Origin of the sequence: Blautia sp. MB18-30, from assembly GCF_023669475.1 — a bacterium.
Taxonomy (GTDB): Bacteria; Bacillota; Clostridia; order Lachnospirales; family Lachnospiraceae; genus Blautia_A; species Blautia_A fusiformis.
Map to the genome: position 1 here is coordinate 52,473 of NZ_JAMOYY010000019.1, position 16,564 is coordinate 69,036.

Below are 16,564 nucleotides of genomic sequence, written 5' to 3' on the forward strand. Positions count from 1 at the left end.
ATGGAAGAATCACAGCAAATGATGATAAAAGAAGGTATTATAGAATATATGAAAACTAAAGTAGGGGTGGAAAGAACTGTTGATGAAATAAAATTATATGTAGAGCAACATAAGGTGAGAATAGATAAAGGTTCAAGTGCGCTTAGAAATGCATTATTTAGCTTAAAGAAGGAAAATCCTGCTTTAATTAATGTGAGAAGGGGCGTATATATATGGAAAGAAGAGAATGTGAAAGAAAAGGATAATACTGTTTCAAAATATGATTTTTCTGATTTTATCACTATTTCAAATTTAAGAAAGCGAGAAAATAATTTGGTGATAAGTATTTTTCAAGATGGTACATTTTCGTTGAATTCAAGTTTATTGCAGTATTTACCTGAAAGAAAAGTTGAAATTAAATTGAAACAAGACTGTTCACAATTAGCAATTATCAAAAAAGGAAATATGAAGATAGATTTGGGGAAAAATGGAAGAATAAAAAATTATGACATTATAAAAAGATTAGAAAAACAGAAGAAGAAATTTCCGATATACTATGTTGGAAGTTGGGATGAACAAGAGGAAATATGGATTGGGAATCTTACCACTAATAACCCCAATAAAAGAAATGTTCGTAGAAAGAAAAATATTAAATAATCAGCGCATTGAGTCTGAAAGTAGTTTATGGGTTATCTCAGTAGATTGAAAAAAAGTATGTGATGTTATGGCAATAAGATTAGTAGAATATTTGAGAAGTCTGGTACGAGAGCTTGCAAAATTGCCGGATGAGACTGAGTGGGTAGAATTTAAATGTAATAACAAGCAGCCACAAATGATAGGTGAATATATTTCAGCTCTTAGTAATGTAGCTGCGTTGTGAACAGAGTTTGTCAAGTAAAGTGTGTAAATTTATATTTTTTGGCGGTCATTTTTTGACCGCTATTTTGCATCTACTAATCAAAAGGAAGTTCCTCACCATTGCGATAAGCTTTATATAGAAGCAACATATCGTGCTCTTTGAGATACTGATAGCAGGTAAGAAGTTCATTCATGAGCGTTATCCATTGTTATTTCACCTGAATTATGTTCCTGTTCTTCAAAATAGTCATAATATTTACTCATAAAAATCCTTCTGAATTCCATTAGAAATTTTCGTATTTCAGTATCCGTGCTTGAATTTAATCGTCCATGGAGAGCTGGTTTCTTACTATAGCCCAATTCGAAACTAATCGACCATTTCGCTTTTTGTAAAGCTCCGTAATTCGCAAATATAATGCTTTCATTACCGAATCCTAATTTTGGAAAGAGCCTTTCTTGGTTACTTTCCGAAAACTGGAGTTGATCGATTCTATGGCGTTTGTGCAGTGTATTGTGGTAAAAGATTTTAGAAATTATATTGATATGGGAACTTATCTGGAACAGATTTTTCCATTTCTTGGAGTACGATTCATTTCTATTTCAGACCAATATGATTCTAAAGATTATAAAGGAAAGAGTTCGGACAGCGAAGTACAGTTTAAAGGACTGATTGCAGATTTTTATGTGAAAGACCAGTCCGTAAAGGTAAAAGCGGCAGTCAGCACTAGACGTGGAAAAGGCGAGGATTGCTGTGGTTCTGCACCTTATGGGTATTGAATTAATCTTGAAAATAAGAAAGAACTGGTGATTGTAGAGGACGAAGCGAAAGTAATCTGCAGAGTATTTGAACTGACCAACCAGCGGTATTCCAAGATGGAAATTTGCAAGTTATTCAATGAAGAGGGGGTACTGACTCCCTTGCAGTCCATGAGTAGACGACAGAAATCAGACAGCAAGAAAGCTACATCAAGAGGATTACAGTGGACGAGTGATATGATACGGAAGATTGTAGATGATAAGACTTATATAGGCTGTATGGTCTATGGAAAGACCAAGATTCCAAATCCCGGAACAGGGAAAGAAGTAGCAGTGCCGAGAAATCAGTGGAAAGTGATGGAAAATCACCATGAGCCGATCGTATCAAAAGAAGTTTTTGAAAAAGCACAGTCCCTGCAGATCAGATACACAAAGAAAAGTAAATTTGACAGGGAAACAACACTGTTAGGTGGCTAGGTGAAGTGTGGAAATTGTCGCAGAAGTCTGACTTCAAGCAGTCCGGTTCATGGTCATATCCTTTATAGCTGCGCTTACAGTAAAGGAAAAGAAGATACAGGATGTTTTGCCGGAAAAGCGGATAACAAAATGCTGGAGCATATTGTGCTGGCAGAAATTAAGGCATATTTACGTCAGAATATCAGCCAAGAACAGATGCAGCAATCTATGAGAAAACAGCATACGGACAGCATAGAAGTCTATAAGACGGAAAGTGCAGATTGTGAAAAGTGTCAGGAGCAGATAAAGATTCAGAACCGTCAGAACTATGAGAAGTATCACGAAGGACAGATGAACCAGAACCAGTTTATGGAAGTCAAGAAGCAGTTGGAAGAAGAAAGAGAACGACTGCAGAAACGTGTACAGGAACTGGAAGAACTGATAAATGGTGAGAAAGAAATCCTGATGAAAAAGAATGTTCCAGTGGAGCAGATGTTGAAGTATTTAGGCTATGAAAAGCTGACACGAGAAATGTTGGAAGAATATGTGCAGGGAATATATGTGTATGATGATGGGAGAGTGGAGGTGAAGTGGAAATTTAGTAAAGATATTGCAAAGTAGTAGTAGTATTTATTATAATGAAGGAAATGATTAGGTTTGTTGAAAGAGTATATGTAGAAGGTATAGGTGGAATATGCAAAAAATAGAAATTAAATATTTGGGACCAGTACAAGAACTGGAAATGGATATCAAAGATTTTAATTTACTTATAGGTGAACAAGCTACAGGAAAAAGTACTGTGGCAAAAGCTATATATTTTTTTAGAATCATAAAATCTACTTTGACGGACTATTTGTGTCAAGTGTACGATACAGCATTATACAATGGCAATGATGTTAGTGATGGGTTTAATAAAGTGTTAAAGAAAGAGTTAAAATCAATTTTCATTTCTTTATTTGGATATAGTTGGGATTTAGATAAACGATTATATTTAAAATATGAATATGCATCGGGGATATGGCTTGATGTAAAATTGAATAAAAACGGAAAACGAAAATATATAAGTGTTCGTTATTCGCCTAAATTAACACAAACGCTAAAAGACTTAGAAAAAGAAGCATTAGAACTTTTCGAGCAAAAGCCAGAAACCACAACTATTAGTTTGGCATATGCAAGTAAGGAAAGACTTCGCAATTATGATAATTTTAAAAACAGTGTAAATAAGATTTTTGATGATTATAAAGAAACCTACTATATCCCTGCTGGACGTAGTATGCTGACTTTATTAGTCAACAATAGATCGTTATTAGAAAATGATAATTTGGATTTGATAACAAGGCAATTTATGCAGGTTATTGATAATATTCATAGAGTTTTTGAGGATGGAATTAGAAATGTTCATAAACGCTATCCTGACGGCGAACGAAGATTTGATGTAACTAAAACTGCGGAAATGTTAATTTCAGATTTGAAAGGCGATTATCTTTATAATGCAGGAAAAGAATATATTGTTGTTGAGGATGAAGAGGAACATAGTGAAAAAATACCAATTAATTTCGCATCATCTGGTCAGCAAGAGGTTTTATGGTTACTTAATCAACTGTATATTTTAATGTTAAAAAAGGAAAAAGCATTTGTAATTATTGAAGAACCAGAAGCACATTTGTATCCAAGCTTACAAAGTAAGGTAGTGGAATTTATTTCATATTTTGCGAATATTAACAATAGCTCAATCTTGATTACAACACACAGTCCGTATATTTTAACATCGGTCAACACGTTGTATTGTGCTGGGAAGGTGATTGAGAAGAATTCTACGTATTCAAAAAAAGTATATGACATAATTGATAGTAATTGTGAGATTGATCCACAAAAAGTTACAGCATTAAAAATCAATAAAGATAAAAGTATTTTAAACTTAATTAATGAGGAACTTCAAGAATTAAATACGGAAATGATTGATGAAATTTCTGACAGCGTAAATGAAAAATATATGGAATTATATTATTTGCTAATGTCAGAAAATGATGTGCTGTAAGGAGAAGCAAATGGCGAAAAAAAATAAAGGAAAAAATAAAGGAAAAAATAAATACAAGGAAAATAAGAAAAAGGAGCCAAATAAATTAGCATTAGGAAAATATACGGATAATTTTGAGTGCTTAAAAAATGGAGAAAAAAGAACTCTAAAAGATTCAAAGTCTGATAAAAATTCAATTATGCCAATAGAGGTTTGTGATGAAGAAGTATATTTGACAGAGCCAGATGGAAAATTGATACCTAATATACAAGATCAACAAAAGTGTGATTTTTTAATATATTGTCAAAAGGTATTGCAAACATGTTTTATAGAACTTAAAGGTGCAAATATATCTGTTAAAGAGGGCTATAATCCGTATGACCAAATTATTGACACAATTAAGTTCTTGAAGAAAGATGATGACTTAAAAGTGATAGTTGCGAATAATATTGAAAAGCATGCTTTTATTGTTTCTCCTGGACGACAAAAAATACCTAAAGGTATAGAAACAAAAGAAAGAGCATTATGGCAGCAGCTTATACAAAGTGGAGACAATAAAAGAAAAATACTGGAGCTTATTCATTATGTTAAGGTAACAAAGTCCGATAGATATAGTAATAATGGGCAAATAATTTGTTCGCCTAAATCACCGGTACAAATACCTTTTCAGAATTAGGAATAATTCTAGCAATGACGTTACATCCTCCCCACCTACTTTGTGACAATTATATAACGTCCTCTATACAGAAATATGCGGTTTTAAGCCATTTTCGTGGCAAAAAAGCCGCATATTTTTTGTAGCAATGACTTGACATCCTCGGGACGGTTGTGTCTGGCAGAGAGTATCCCATACGGCATATCCTGAACATATAGAAACAGACAGGATTTTCAGATACGAGCCTTATGATCCTGACATTGATATGAAGATGAATTCAGTTACTGTCAGAGATGCTAGTGCAAATGGCGAAGCATTCACGCATAATGTAGATAAACAAAAACACAAATATAAAAAGAAGGAGGATTGGGTATGGGATTATTTGATAAGAAGATCTGTGATATCTGCGGAGAGAAAATAGGTTTATTAGGCAACAGAAAACTGGATGACGGAAATCTGTGTAAGGATTGTGCAAAAAAATTGTCACCATGGTTTGAAGACCGGCGGCACAGTACGGTAGAGGATATAAAACGTCAACTGGAATATCGTGAAAAAAACAAAAAAGCCGTAATGGATTTTTGTATAACACGTCAGATCAATACCAGAAATTACAATGTTTTTATTGATGACAATAAGGGGAATTTTACTGTTGCACGGAAGCTGGATGTCAATGAAAATCCGGATATAGTTCCTTTATCCGCTGTTGTGCAGTGCAGAGTTGATGTAGAGCGACAGCAGAACGAGGAAACATATACAACAAAGGATGGAGAAACCGTAAGCTATCAGCCACCGGTATATAAGTATGAATTTGATTATACTATGCGTATTAAGGTAAAAACTCCATGGTTTGATGATATGGATTTTCGTCTGAATACTTTTTCCATAAGCAGCGATAACAGAGGCGAATTGATGGAAGTGGAGCAGACAGGTCATCAGATCATAGCCGCCCTGACACCAAATGCGGCTGGAATGCAGCAGCCCGGGATGAACATGAACAGCGGAATGCAGCAGTCCGGGATGTACATGAACAATGGAATGCAGCAGCCCGGAATGAACATGAACAGCGGAATGCAGCAGTCCGGGATGAACATGAACAGCGGAATGCAGCAGCCCGGAATGAACATGAACAGCGGAATGCAGCAATTTGGAATGCAGATGAACAACGGAATGCAGCAGCCCGGCAGTTTATGGAAATGTCAGTGCGGTGCAGAGAATACCGGAAGGTTTTGCGAATACTGTGGCCAGCCAAGACCATTTTGAGTGATGATAGACAGAGTGGACAGAATTGTTCACTCTGTTTGTGATAACAGGGGTTGAGAATGGATGATTTCTCTGAAAACTATATAATAAAATAGAGTTTTATAGTATACTTATCACAGAGGTGTATTAACGAGAGAGGAATTTTCATGACATACAATAAAAAAAGGGCACTGTCGTATGGAGGAATCCTGATAAGTGTATTTCTGGCGTATTTCTGCAGGCTGGGAAGACTGGAAAATGTTTTTATGAGAAATCTCGCAGATCAGTGTCGTAACTGTATTTATCTGGGAATGTATTGTGCCTGGGTGATTTATCTGGAAAAGCATGTAGTGCATAGAAAAACGCGCAGATGTCTGACTGCAATTGGCTGTCTGATGGTATTCTGGTTTTTTGTGCGGACAGTAAAATTTCATATTTTTCATGATCCGCTTGGAGAACATATCTGCTGGTATCTGTATTATATCCCGATGATCCTGATCCCGGTCCTTGGACTGGCAGCAGCGATGTTTCTAGGGGAAAAGGATGGAGAGAAAACAGTCAGAAAAATTATTGCCTTGCTTGCTTTTGCGGTGGTTTTGATCATCAGTGTTTTTACAAATGATCTGCATCAGCTGGTGTTTCGGTTTTCCGGGCAGCCGCCGCTTTCAGATAGAGATTACAGCTATGGGATTCTTTTTATAGTGATCCAGGGATGGATCATATTTTGCCTGATATGGATGGAAATTATGCTGATCAGAAAAAGCAGGATTCCGGGAAGAAAGCAATTTTGGCTGCCGGTTATTCCGGGAATATTGCTTCTGGGATGGAATATCGGGAATTTACTCCGTCTGCCTCTGATCAAAACAATTGCCGGAGATATGACAGCGGTATGCTGCCTTTTGATGGCGGCAATTTACCAGGGATGTATATTATGCGGCCTGATACAGACGAACAATCGATATTTTGAATTATTCCAGACCTCCGGAGGACTGGATGCAGAGATTACGGATGATTCCTTTCAGCGATATTATCATTCCGGTGATTTTCCTGAGCTGTCACCGGAACTGCGTAAAATTGTAATAAACAGATCAGCTGTACAGGAACAGGGAATCCGGATCAACCATATTCCTATAAGAGGAGGACATTTGTTCTGGTCAGAAGATATTTCGGTGCTTCTGGATCAGTATCAGGATATCCGGGAACAGCAGGAGGAGCTGACTGCCAGAAATCGTCTGCTGCAGAAAACCTATCAGAAAGAAGCTGAGCGGAGAAAAACAGAAGAACAGAACCGACTGCTGAACATGATACAGAATCAGACAGCCGGGCAGCTGGAATTGCTGTCACAGCTGATGGATGAGCTGGAAAGAACGGAGTCAAGGGAACACTATGACCGGATCCTGGGAAAGATCGTGGTTGTTGGTACATATTTAAAAAGAAGAAAAAATCTGGTATTGACACAATATGCATCAGACGGAAATCTGCTTACAATGGAGGATCTCAGACAGAGTCTTGCGGAATCCTGTGACAGCTTAAAATTATGTAAGATCCGGGCGGCTTATTATGTCGAAAATGGTGAAGTGCAGCTGAATGCAGATGATATACTAAAATGCTATGATACCTTTGAATGGCTTGTGGAACGATTGTTTGATACAATGCAGTCTGTTTTTTACCGTGTGTCGCAGATCGATGATGCTTTGCGGATCTCGGTTCATATTGTAGCAGAAGCAGATCTTCGGGGATTAATGTCAGAAAGACCGGAATTAAATGTGCAGCAGGAAGATGAAAACGAATGGTTTATCGGATGTATCGTATTCAGAAAGAGAGGCGGAAGATGACTGATTTTGCGGAATGTAGTATGGCAATGCAGGATTTTTTGATGATCCTTCTTGAAATCTGCCTGATTCTGGAATTGATCCTTCTGTTGATCAGGATAACCTGTTTTTACGGGAAAAAGAAAATTATAACAGCAGTGACTGTTTTTGCAGTTTCTTTTATGCTTATGGGTTTCCTGATGAATGATCACAGATATTGCCAGGGGGAAAGCGCATATCAGCTAATGCTCCGGATGTGTCCAGTCAGTGTTTTGATGGCAGCGATGGTGGTATTGTTGCTTTATCTTTGCTGGGCAATCTGGAGAGAGAGACGCAGATATCATCATTCTCTGTCTTACTGGTCTGTGAATGAAGCTGTTGATGATGTTCCCTGTGGGGTGTGTTTTTCGGATCCTCTTGGAAGGATCGTTTTATGCAACACTAAGATGCATGAACTGAGCAGGATAATGATAGGCTCCTATCTGCAGGATTATGAGGCATTGCGGAAAGTAATAAATGGAGGATCCGAAGCAGAGGGACTTCGCAGATTAAACAGTGACAGTAATGTATTTTATTTTCCGGATGATTCCGTCTGGATGTTTCAGGAATATCGTCTGCATGAGCCGGATTGTGCAGGATATCTGCAGACAGTGGCAGTTAATGTATCAGAAATTTATTACAATGGTGAAAAGATCAGAGCAAATAATGAAAAGCTGGAAATCCTGAATCATAAGCTGGAGGAAATGTATGAAAAAATCGGAGATAAAATAAGAGAGCAGGAGACACTTGCCATGAAAATGCAGGTTCATGACAATTTTGGCCGAAGCCTTCTGTCAATACGCAGGATATTGGAAAGAAAAGAAAATCAGGATAAAATGGATGAACAGCTATCTGCACTAAAGCATCTGGTCTATATTCTTACAGATTCTTCTGTTGAGAATATGGAAGAATTATGCGCGGATACGATCAGGCATGCAGAAGAGCTTGGAATTTATGTTCAGATCAGCGGGAATTTCCCTCAGCATCCCTCCTACAGGCTGCTGACAGACAGAGCGATCCGTGAATGTGTGACAAATTGTGCCAGACATGCCCATGGAAGTACAGTTCTGGTGAAGATAGAAAAAGGTGCAAATGAATACAGCATCCGGATAACGAATGATGGAGATGCACCTGAAAAAAATGCAGAAGAAGGTGGTGGTCTGTCTGCACTGAGAAAAGCTGCGGAGTCAGAGAAATGTATTATGCAGGTTTCTTTTTCGCCGGAGTTTTGTCTGGTGTTGAAAATGCCACTGACAGAAAGGATGGGAGTCTATGGTACGGATACTGATAGTAGAAGATCAGAGGATCATGCAGAAGTATTTTGAAAGTATTATTATGCGGGAACCGGAATTCCGACATGTCCAGACAGTTTCGGATGCCTGTGAAGCTGTAAAGATCTGCTCTTACTCGGCAATTGATCTTGTGCTTATGGATGTGCAGACATTTCATAATCATGATGGGCTGAGTGCCGGAAAGATCATCAGGGAAAAATATCCATATACAAAGGTATTGGTTGTTACTTCGCTGATCGATCCCAAGGTGCTGGAAAGAGCAAAGAGCGGATGTGCAGACAGTCTATGGTATAAGGATCACGGTGAAGAGGAAATACGGAGTGTGATCTACAGAACGTTAAATGGGGAGCATGTATTTCCGGATGTGGCACCGGAGGTGGAACTTAACTGGATCACAAGCGGTGATATCAGTCCCAGACAGCTGGAGATGCTGCGCCTGTATATTCACGGGATGTCATATTCCGAGATCGCAAGGAAAATGGACTGTTCTGCTTCTGGGGTGAGATGGAATTTTCAGGAAATGATCGCCAAGGCGGGATACAGCTGCAAAGAGGATCTGATAGCAGCTGCACTGGAAAGTAAACTGATCGTAACCACACTGAAATAGAAGATCCACAGAATGCAGAAACATATTCGGACAGAGGGAGTTTGGCGTGAGCTGACGGGACATTCATAAATACATCATAAAATTTTGAATAATAGAAGAAAGAGGAAACAGACATGAGTGATTTTTTGACAGAAAAAAATAAAAAAACAGGAATACTGGGGAAACTGAAATGGGTTCTTTGTGGCTTTTTTATACTTTTTTCCCTGGGAGCTATTGGCGCATCGGAGAAGTATATTGGTGAAGGACGCTGGGGAATGGCAGCAACAGAGATCATACTTGGATTGCTGTTTCTGTATCCAACCTTCCGGGAAATTCAAAAAGCATTAAAGAAGAAAAAAGCTGGAGAAATTGCCTGCTGGTTTGAATCCTATGCCCAGAATACCGTCTCATTTGAAAAGCTTGAGCAGGAACTTGGGAAAGGTGCAGTGAAAAAGCTGGAAAAAATTATTGCGGGGGGATATATCCGGAATATCCAGATAGACAGAGAAGGAAATTATATTATGATCACTGCACCGAACAGACGCGTAAATGAGAAGATATATATTACAGTTACCTGCCCCAGCTGTGGTGCAAAGAATCAGGTAATAAAAGGTCGTCTGAGCACCTGTGAATATTGCGGACAGCGTCTTACCCCATGACAAAAGACACCTTTCGGATCTGCCCTGTTAAAGATAAAATCCTTGTGCAATATGCTCAATGCATAAAAAGGATATTTTATAAACAAAATTATATAAGTTGCATATAACTAACGCATGCGGCATAACAGAAGTTGTACAAATATCCGTACACCCATAGACGATTGGGATGAAATCATAGAATAATTTTATAAAAATGGCCAATAAAACTGGATAATATGTTCAAATTATGTTACATTTATTATAGCAGTCAGAGGAAATACTGCGGCCTTTTTGTGGTCGGGATTTCCGGAGGGGCTGAACAAATAACATAGAACTTATTTATTTGGTTTTATTGTTTCTTTCCTGGGAGTGCAGAGAAGGAGGGAACGGATAAGAGCAGATAATCATAAGGATATAATCTTTATAAGGAAGGTGAGCAATTGGAAAACTATACTAAGTACAAGCTGAAAAGCAGTGATGAGCTTGCATCAGTGCTGAACGGCAGGGACAATCTGTTCGTAATCGCCTGTAACAAGTGTTTCAAGGAATTTGAGACCGTTGACGAACCGGATTGCGAGGAATTCCTGAAATTTGCTGCGGAGCAGGGAAAAACCGTCACAGGCAGTGCGAAATTTGATTTTCTGTGTAACAAGATGCACACAGAAAGAAAATTACAGGATCTGCTTCCGGAAGGTACAGAGAATGTAGTTGTGATCTCCTGTGGTCTTGGTATCCAGACAGTTGCGGATCTGGCAGGCAAGCCGGTGATCGCAGCAAGTAATACCCTTAACTACAGAGGACATCACGGCATGGCACTTACCAAGAAGAGCTGCGATGCATGTGCACAGTGTTATCTGAACATTACCGGAGGCGTCTGTCCTATCGTCGATTGTTCAAAGAGTCTTGTCAATGGACAGTGCGGCGGAGCAAAGAACGGTAAATGTGAAGTAGACCCTAATAAAGACTGTGCATGGGAAAAGATCTACCAGAGACTGGCAAAACAGGGCCGTCTGGAAGAGTTCCTGAACCAGCCGGTACAGGTACGTGATTACTCCAAGGTTAACTTCAAGGTGATCAACGATTACGTGAAGTCTATCAGAGAAGACAGACTGAACGGATACTATGGCGGCGTTCATCCGTCAGAGCATAAGGAATTCAGCGAGCATATCGATCTGAAGAAATTCCCGGATCCGAAGACGGTTGTGATCTCCATGTCCCAGCATCTTGGTGCACCTGCCAACCCGATCGTGGAAGTAGGCGACACAGTAAAGGTTGGACAGAAGATCGGAGAAGCTGCCGGATTTATCAGCGCACCGGTACATTCTAGTGTAAGCGGAACCGTAGTTGCTGTTGAGCCACGTATGCATGGTACAAGAGGCAGTGAGGTGATGGCAGTTGTCATCGAATCCGACGGAAAAAATACTCTGCACGAATCCGTACAGCCACATAAAGCCCTGGACGAACTTACACCGGATGAGATCATTGAGATCGTAAAAGAAGCCGGAATCGTTGGTATGGGTGGTGCAGGTTTCCCGACCTGTGTCAAGCTGAAACCTGCAAAACCGGTTGATACCATCCTTCTCAACGGATGTGAGTGTGAGCCATATTTAACAGCAGACCATAAGGTTCTCCTTGAGTTTGCTGATGATATTATTTTCGGTCTGAAAGCGATCCTTAAGACAACAGGTGCTGAGAAGGGCATCATTGTCATCGAGGATAACAAGCAGGATGCGATCGAATTAATGCAGGAAAAAGTTGCCGATATCGGAAATATGGAAGTTTTTGTTGCAAGAACCAAATACCCGCAGGGTGCTGAGAAAACTCTCATCAAGCGTGTCATGGGCAGAAAGGTTCCAAGCGGCGGCCTTCCGGCAGATGTTGGCGTTATCGTAGATAATATCAGTACTGTAAAAGCGATCTCCGATGCGATCCAGAAGGGTATGCCGCTGATCGAGCGTGTTGCAACCGTAACAGGCGAGAAGATTAAGAATCCTGGCAACTTTATCATCAAGATCGGTACCAGCGTAAAAGAGCTGATCGATTACTGCGGTGGATTTACAGATGACGATGTTCTGGTCAAGATGGGCGGACCTATGATGGGATTCCCTCTGAACACTCTGGAGGTACCTATGATGAAGGGCTCCAACGGTATCATCGCCATTGATACAGATGAGACCAAAGAGCAGCCATGTATCAAGTGCGGACGCTGTGTGGACGTATGTCCGATGGAACTTTCTCCTCTGTATTTCGTAAAATATGCGAAAGAAGAGAACTGGCAGGGCATGAAGGACATGAATGTCATGGACTGTGTTGAGTGCAGATGCTGTCAGTATATCTGTTCTTCCAAGATTCCGATCATTAACAGTATCAAAGCCGGAAAAAATGCAGTAAGGGGGATGAAGTGATATGTTGATTACCCAGTTAAAAGCAAAAGAAACTATCGTATCACTGGCAGCCGGAAAGAAAGTTTTTATCATCAACTGCCATGGATGCAAGGAAGTTCGTTTTCCGGAAAAAGAAGCTGTTGAACTTCAGAAGGAGCTTTCCGCTGAAGGAAATGTGACAGGGATCATGACAACGGATTATATCTGTAATCCGGAAAATATGCAGTTACGTCTTCAGAAACACATGGATAAGATCAGGGAAGCGGATCTGGTCCTGGTATTCTCCTGTGGTGTTGGTGTACAGACCATCGCAGAATATCTGGAAGACAAGATGGTATGCGCAGCCTGCGATACATACCCGGTACCTGGTTTCCAGGGTGTAACACCGTTAGAATATAAATGTGACCAGTGTGGTGAGTGTTATCTGAACCTTACCGGCGGGATCTGCCCGATCACAGCATGCTCCAAGAGTCTTGTCAACGGCCAGTGCGGCGGTTCCAAGAATGGTAAATGCGAAGTTGACAGTGACATGGAGTGTGGATGGGAGCGCATCTACAGACGTCTGAAAGAGATCGGACGCCTTGACGCACTGAAATGCCCGACACAGATCCATAATTTCGCTACAGATGATGAAGTGAAATAATAAGCAAAGATTTATTAAGAAGCCAAATTAAATTATGATACGGTTCACCGGAAATATTCCGCAATGTATGCAGCAGAGCAGGTGGACCGTACCCCAAATTTTAAATGATTGGAGCAAATATAATATGAAAATGAAAGAATTATTCGACCGTGGTGAATTTGTAGTTTCTGCAGAAGTAGGACCGCCAAAAGGGATCCATGTAGATGAACTGGTAGAAGAAGCCAAAACTTATCTCAAAGGCGTTCATGCAGTCAATGTAACAGATAACCAGTCTTCGGTTATGCGTCTTGGATCTCTTGCAATGTGTAAAGTTCTCAAAGACGCCGGAATGGATCCGATCTTCCAGCTTGCATGCCGTGACAGAAACCGTATCGCACTGGAGTCTGATCTTTTAAGTGCTGCTATGCTTGGTATTGAGAACATCCTCTGTCTGACAGGTGACCATACGAAGATGGGTGATCATCCGCAGGCAAAACCGGTATTCGATCTTGATTCTGTATCTCTTCTTCATACAGTACAGCTTCTCGAGTCCGGTGTAGATCTTGGAGGAAACCAGCTGGTTGGTGAGCCACCGAAATTCTCCAAGGGTGCCGTTGTATCTCCATGCAGCGATTCCGTTGACGCTCAGCTTGCAAAGATGGAAAGAAAGGTTGCTGCAGGTGCAGACTACTTCCAGACACAGGCTGTATTTGAGCCGGAGAAATTCATCAAATTTATGGAAAAAGCAAAACAGTTCGGAAAACCTGTACAGGTTGGTATCATCATTCCGAAATCTGCTGGAATGGCTAAGTTCATGAACAACAACGTAGCCGGCATCCATGTTCCGGATGAGATGATCGAGGAGCTGAAAGCAGACAAAGAGAAAACAAAAGCTGGTATCACTGGTGTTGAGATCGCTGCACGTATCATTAAAGAGTGCAAGCCATACTGCCAGGGTGTACATATCATGGCACTTGGATGGGAGTCCAAGATCCCGGCACTTCTGGAGCAGGCTGAGATCTGATCAGAACGATTGCTTTATAAAAAATAACCAGAAAAGCTGTCCGGAACCGGATGCAGGAGATGCACACCGACCGGGCAGCTTTTGTGTAAGAAAAAGCTTCTTTATACGGAAAAACTCTTCGGGAAGCCTGCGGGATCCACAGCGGAAGAATTCTAGCTTAAGAGGTAAAGAGACGATGGAAAGTATTATTATCGGGATCGCCGGAGGGTCAGGCTCCGGCAAATCTACATTTACAAACAGACTGAAGAAGCATTTCGGAGACGATGTGGTGGTGATCTATCATGATAATTACTACCGCAGACAGGACGGAATTCCTTTTGAAGAACGTGTGAAGGTGAATTACGATCACCCGGATTCACTGGAAACCGATCTTCTGGTAGAGCATCTCAAAGAACTCAAGGAGGGCAAAACCATCCAATGTCCGGTATACGATTACAGTCAGCACAACCGCTCCGACAAAGTGCTGAAAATCGAACCAAGACCGGTCATTCTGGTAGAGGGAATCCTGCTTCTTGCAGATCCGCGTATCCGAGATCTTCTGGATATCAAGGTTTATGTGGAAGCAGATGCAGATGAGAGGATCTTAAGACGGATCTCCAGAGATGTGGAGGAACGTGGACGGGATTTAAACGGAATCATCGATCAGTATCTTACCACAGTAAAACCGATGCATTATCTGTATGTGGAGTCTACACGGGCGAAAGCAGATATTGTGATCAACAGCGGTAAGAATAATGTGGCCTTTGATCTGTTTGTGTCAAAGATCGGGCAGCTTCTGAAAGAACTGAAAAAATAATAAGTAAAATAAAAAAGCATGTCATACTTTAGGACAGAGCGGATCAAGTTATATCCGTCTGGCTGTGTATGACATGCTTTTTTGAGCGGTTCAGGTGAAGCTGCCTGTATTCACACGCTCTGTATAAATTTTTCCACATAATATAAAGCTGCACCAATGGCAGGTGTATACTGCCCGTGGGTGCCGACCAGAATCTGATCTTTATCCAGGGTAAAGGGTGCGCCTGTGTTGATGTGTTCCAGCAGATAAGTGATGTCTTCTTCCGTAAAATAAGGTGCCAGATATCCGCTGATGATGATCGGCGCATCGATGATCAGGTTCAGGTTTTTCATGGCAAATGCCAGATGGTTCAGGTAATCTTCCCAGTGCTCAGCAAGCCGGGGAGATTTTTTTTCGCGGAGCAGCGGGAAAAATTCCTTCACAGGCATCCCGGCAGACTGTTCCAGAGCGTTGGCAGAGCAGTAGGTTTCCAGACAGCCATGGTTTCCGCAGTAACATAAAGGGCCGTCAGGATTGACGCACATATGCTCAAGGGTTCCGCTGTGCATGGAACTTCCCTGATGAATTTGATGATTGGTGATAATGGCACCGCCCAGGTTTCGGTTCAGAAGGAACACGACAGCACTGTCAAGCTCCGGGTGATTCCACAGCTCCAGAAAAGCAGCGGATTTGGAATCATGTTCCAGATGGCAGGGGTAAGGAAGATGCCGGGAAAAATCCTCCAGTTTCATTCCGGTATTGTTCATGATGTTTCCGTAGATCACAGTGGAATTATCCGGAGAAGTGATCCCCTGTGTGGCAATGGAAATACCCAGGATCTTTTCATTCGGATAGTGATTTTCTGCGATGAATTTTCGTACTTTATCGGTCAGCTGTCTGTAATATTCTTCTGTGTTGGAATAGGGAAGAGCAATGGTTTCTGTATAAAAGGCATTTCCATATAAGTCGATTGCTGTGATATGGAACATGTTTTTCAGGATCCCGATTCCAATGGAAATCCGGAAATCCGAGACGATCTGGATGGCCTGGGCCTTTCGACCACCTGTGGAATCAAAATATCCGTTTCTGTCAATAAGCCCTTCTTTTTCCAGCAGGTTCAGGTTCTGGCTTACGGTGGAAAGCCCCATCTGAAGATCCTGGACGATCTGCATTTTGGAAGTCTGGTGTGTTTTGTATATATATTGGTAAACCTTGGAGCGGTTTATTTTTTTTAAATTGATGGTGGTTAATCCTTTTTCACTCATGAGATTCTCCTGATAAAAGTAATTATAGATATGTTTAAGTCGTGACATGCTCCCACCACTTAAATCTTACGATTTTGAAGTGGGGGCTTCCTGCTCGATTACCCTTTAGGGCAAAGCTAAAACAGGCTATCCCCGCGTGTCCCGCGGTTTTGTTTTTTATGTTTATCC

Annotated in this window: 16 protein-coding genes and 1 pseudogene; 15 read left to right on the forward strand and 2 right to left on the reverse strand. The window is 40.8% G+C overall.

From position 1 onward, the window contains the following. The gene (locus NCY57_RS10340) at positions 1-636 is read left to right on the forward strand and encodes a hypothetical protein (protein WP_059086712.1); all 636 of its coding nucleotides are present in this window, start codon (positions 1-3) and stop codon (positions 634-636) included. A 521-nt stretch (positions 637-1,157) separates the two neighbouring features. On the opposite strand, the pseudogene NCY57_RS17175 reads toward NCY57_RS10340, so the two are convergent. Continuing rightward, positions 1,158-1,352, reverse strand: a pseudogene (locus NCY57_RS17175) (IS256 family transposase); the annotation flags it as partial. Between NCY57_RS17175 and NCY57_RS10350 the strand changes: the two are divergent. The 14 genes from NCY57_RS10350 (at position 1,330) to udk (ending at position 15,152) form a co-directional block, all read left to right on the forward strand. Continuing rightward, positions 1,330-1,614, forward strand: a complete 285-nt coding sequence (locus tag NCY57_RS10350) for a hypothetical protein (protein ID WP_235812397.1) — start codon at positions 1,330-1,332, stop codon at positions 1,612-1,614. The pseudogene NCY57_RS17175 and the gene NCY57_RS10350 sit on opposite strands and share 23 nt — an antisense overlap. Positions 1,615-1,641: 27 nt before the next feature. After that, positions 1,642-2,070: a recombinase family protein gene (locus NCY57_RS10355; protein ID WP_235812398.1), complete on the forward strand. Its 429-nt coding sequence runs from the start codon at positions 1,642-1,644 to the stop codon at positions 2,068-2,070. Then, positions 2,071-2,670: a zinc ribbon domain-containing protein gene (locus NCY57_RS10360; protein WP_235812399.1), complete on the forward strand. Its 600-nt coding sequence runs from the start codon at positions 2,071-2,073 to the stop codon at positions 2,668-2,670. It begins immediately after the preceding gene. 73 nt (positions 2,671-2,743) lie between these two features. Then, positions 2,744-4,087, forward strand: coding sequence for an AAA family ATPase (locus tag NCY57_RS10365; RefSeq protein WP_059086713.1), 1,344 nt, complete (start codon positions 2,744-2,746; stop codon positions 4,085-4,087). A 10-nt stretch (positions 4,088-4,097) separates the two neighbouring features. Next, a complete protein-coding gene (locus tag NCY57_RS10370) occupies positions 4,098-4,742 on the forward strand; it encodes a hypothetical protein (protein WP_059086714.1) in 645 nt (214 codons plus the stop codon). A gap of 351 nt (positions 4,743-5,093) precedes the next feature. Beyond that, positions 5,094-5,981, forward strand: a complete 888-nt coding sequence (locus tag NCY57_RS10375; RefSeq protein ID WP_173739468.1) for a DUF4428 domain-containing protein — start codon at positions 5,094-5,096, stop codon at positions 5,979-5,981. A 146-nt stretch (positions 5,982-6,127) separates the two neighbouring features. Continuing rightward, positions 6,128-7,795, forward strand: coding sequence for a histidine kinase N-terminal 7TM domain-containing protein (locus NCY57_RS10380; RefSeq protein ID WP_173739467.1), 1,668 nt, complete (start codon positions 6,128-6,130; stop codon positions 7,793-7,795). Further along, positions 7,792-9,135, forward strand: a complete 1,344-nt coding sequence (locus NCY57_RS10385) for an ATP-binding protein (protein ID WP_244092770.1) — start codon at positions 7,792-7,794, stop codon at positions 9,133-9,135. Before NCY57_RS10380 ends, NCY57_RS10385 begins: the two co-directional genes overlap by 4 nt. Beyond that, positions 9,083-9,709 carry a response regulator transcription factor gene (locus NCY57_RS10390; RefSeq protein WP_022426201.1) on the forward strand — a complete coding sequence of 209 codons (627 nt, stop codon included), beginning with the start codon at positions 9,083-9,085 and terminating at the stop codon, positions 9,707-9,709. The genes NCY57_RS10385 and NCY57_RS10390 overlap by 53 nt, the downstream gene beginning before the upstream one ends. 113 nt (positions 9,710-9,822) lie before the next feature. Further along, complete coding sequence (locus NCY57_RS10395) at positions 9,823-10,347, forward strand: hypothetical protein (RefSeq protein WP_118168857.1); 525 nt, start codon at positions 9,823-9,825, stop codon at positions 10,345-10,347. 419 nt (positions 10,348-10,766) lie between these two features. Further along, entirely contained in the window at positions 10,767-12,731 is a 1,965-nt protein-coding gene (gene rsxC / locus NCY57_RS10400; protein WP_148445195.1) for an electron transport complex subunit RsxC, read from the forward strand. A 1-nt stretch (position 12,732) separates the two neighbouring features. Beyond that, positions 12,733-13,353, forward strand: coding sequence for a methylenetetrahydrofolate reductase C-terminal domain-containing protein (locus NCY57_RS10405; protein ID WP_021976351.1), 621 nt, complete (start codon positions 12,733-12,735; stop codon positions 13,351-13,353). A 124-nt stretch (positions 13,354-13,477) separates the two neighbouring features. After that, positions 13,478-14,356 carry a methylenetetrahydrofolate reductase gene (locus tag NCY57_RS10410; protein WP_015526188.1) on the forward strand — a complete coding sequence of 293 codons (879 nt, stop codon included), beginning with the start codon at positions 13,478-13,480 and terminating at the stop codon, positions 14,354-14,356. Positions 14,357-14,531: 175 nt separating this feature from the next. Further along, on the forward strand, positions 14,532-15,152 hold the full coding sequence (udk, locus tag NCY57_RS10415) for a uridine kinase (protein WP_015526187.1): 621 nt from the start codon (positions 14,532-14,534) through the stop codon (positions 15,150-15,152). Positions 15,153-15,262: 110 nt separating this feature from the next. Here udk and NCY57_RS10420 read toward each other — a convergent pair whose 3' ends face one another. Continuing rightward, positions 15,263-16,396: an ROK family transcriptional regulator gene (locus tag NCY57_RS10420; RefSeq protein ID WP_059086717.1), complete on the reverse strand. Its 1,134-nt coding sequence runs from the start codon at positions 16,394-16,396 to the stop codon at positions 15,263-15,265. Positions 16,397-16,564 lie beyond the last annotated feature (168 nt).

Excerpts from the sequence above, each read along its gene's own strand:
- NCY57_RS10405 (WP_021976351.1), top strand. The coding sequence starts at position 12,733 with ATGTTGATTACCCAGTTAAAAGCAAAAGAAACTATCGTATCACTGGCA.
- NCY57_RS10395 (WP_118168857.1), top strand. The coding sequence starts at position 9,823 with ATGAGTGATTTTTTGACAGAAAAAAATAAAAAAACAGGAATACTGGGG.
- NCY57_RS10340 (WP_059086712.1), top strand. The coding sequence starts at position 1 with ATGGAAGAATCACAGCAAATGATGATAAAAGAAGGTATTATAGAATAT.
- udk (WP_015526187.1), top strand. The coding sequence starts at position 14,532 with ATGGAAAGTATTATTATCGGGATCGCCGGAGGGTCAGGCTCCGGCAAA.
- NCY57_RS10385 (WP_244092770.1), top strand. The coding sequence starts at position 7,792 with ATGACTGATTTTGCGGAATGTAGTATGGCAATGCAGGATTTTTTGATG.
- NCY57_RS10390 (WP_022426201.1), top strand. The coding sequence starts at position 9,083 with ATGGTACGGATACTGATAGTAGAAGATCAGAGGATCATGCAGAAGTAT.
- NCY57_RS10410 (WP_015526188.1), top strand. The coding sequence starts at position 13,478 with ATGAAAATGAAAGAATTATTCGACCGTGGTGAATTTGTAGTTTCTGCA.
- NCY57_RS10365 (WP_059086713.1), top strand. The coding sequence starts at position 2,744 with ATGCAAAAAATAGAAATTAAATATTTGGGACCAGTACAAGAACTGGAA.
- NCY57_RS10380 (WP_173739467.1), top strand. The coding sequence starts at position 6,128 with ATGACATACAATAAAAAAAGGGCACTGTCGTATGGAGGAATCCTGATA.
- NCY57_RS10370 (WP_059086714.1), top strand. The coding sequence starts at position 4,098 with ATGGCGAAAAAAAATAAAGGAAAAAATAAAGGAAAAAATAAATACAAG.
- NCY57_RS10350 (WP_235812397.1), top strand. The coding sequence starts at position 1,330 with ATGGCGTTTGTGCAGTGTATTGTGGTAAAAGATTTTAGAAATTATATT.
- NCY57_RS10375 (WP_173739468.1), top strand. The coding sequence starts at position 5,094 with ATGGGATTATTTGATAAGAAGATCTGTGATATCTGCGGAGAGAAAATA.
- NCY57_RS10420 (WP_059086717.1), bottom strand. The coding sequence starts at position 16,396 with ATGAGTGAAAAAGGATTAACCACCATCAATTTAAAAAAAATAAACCGC.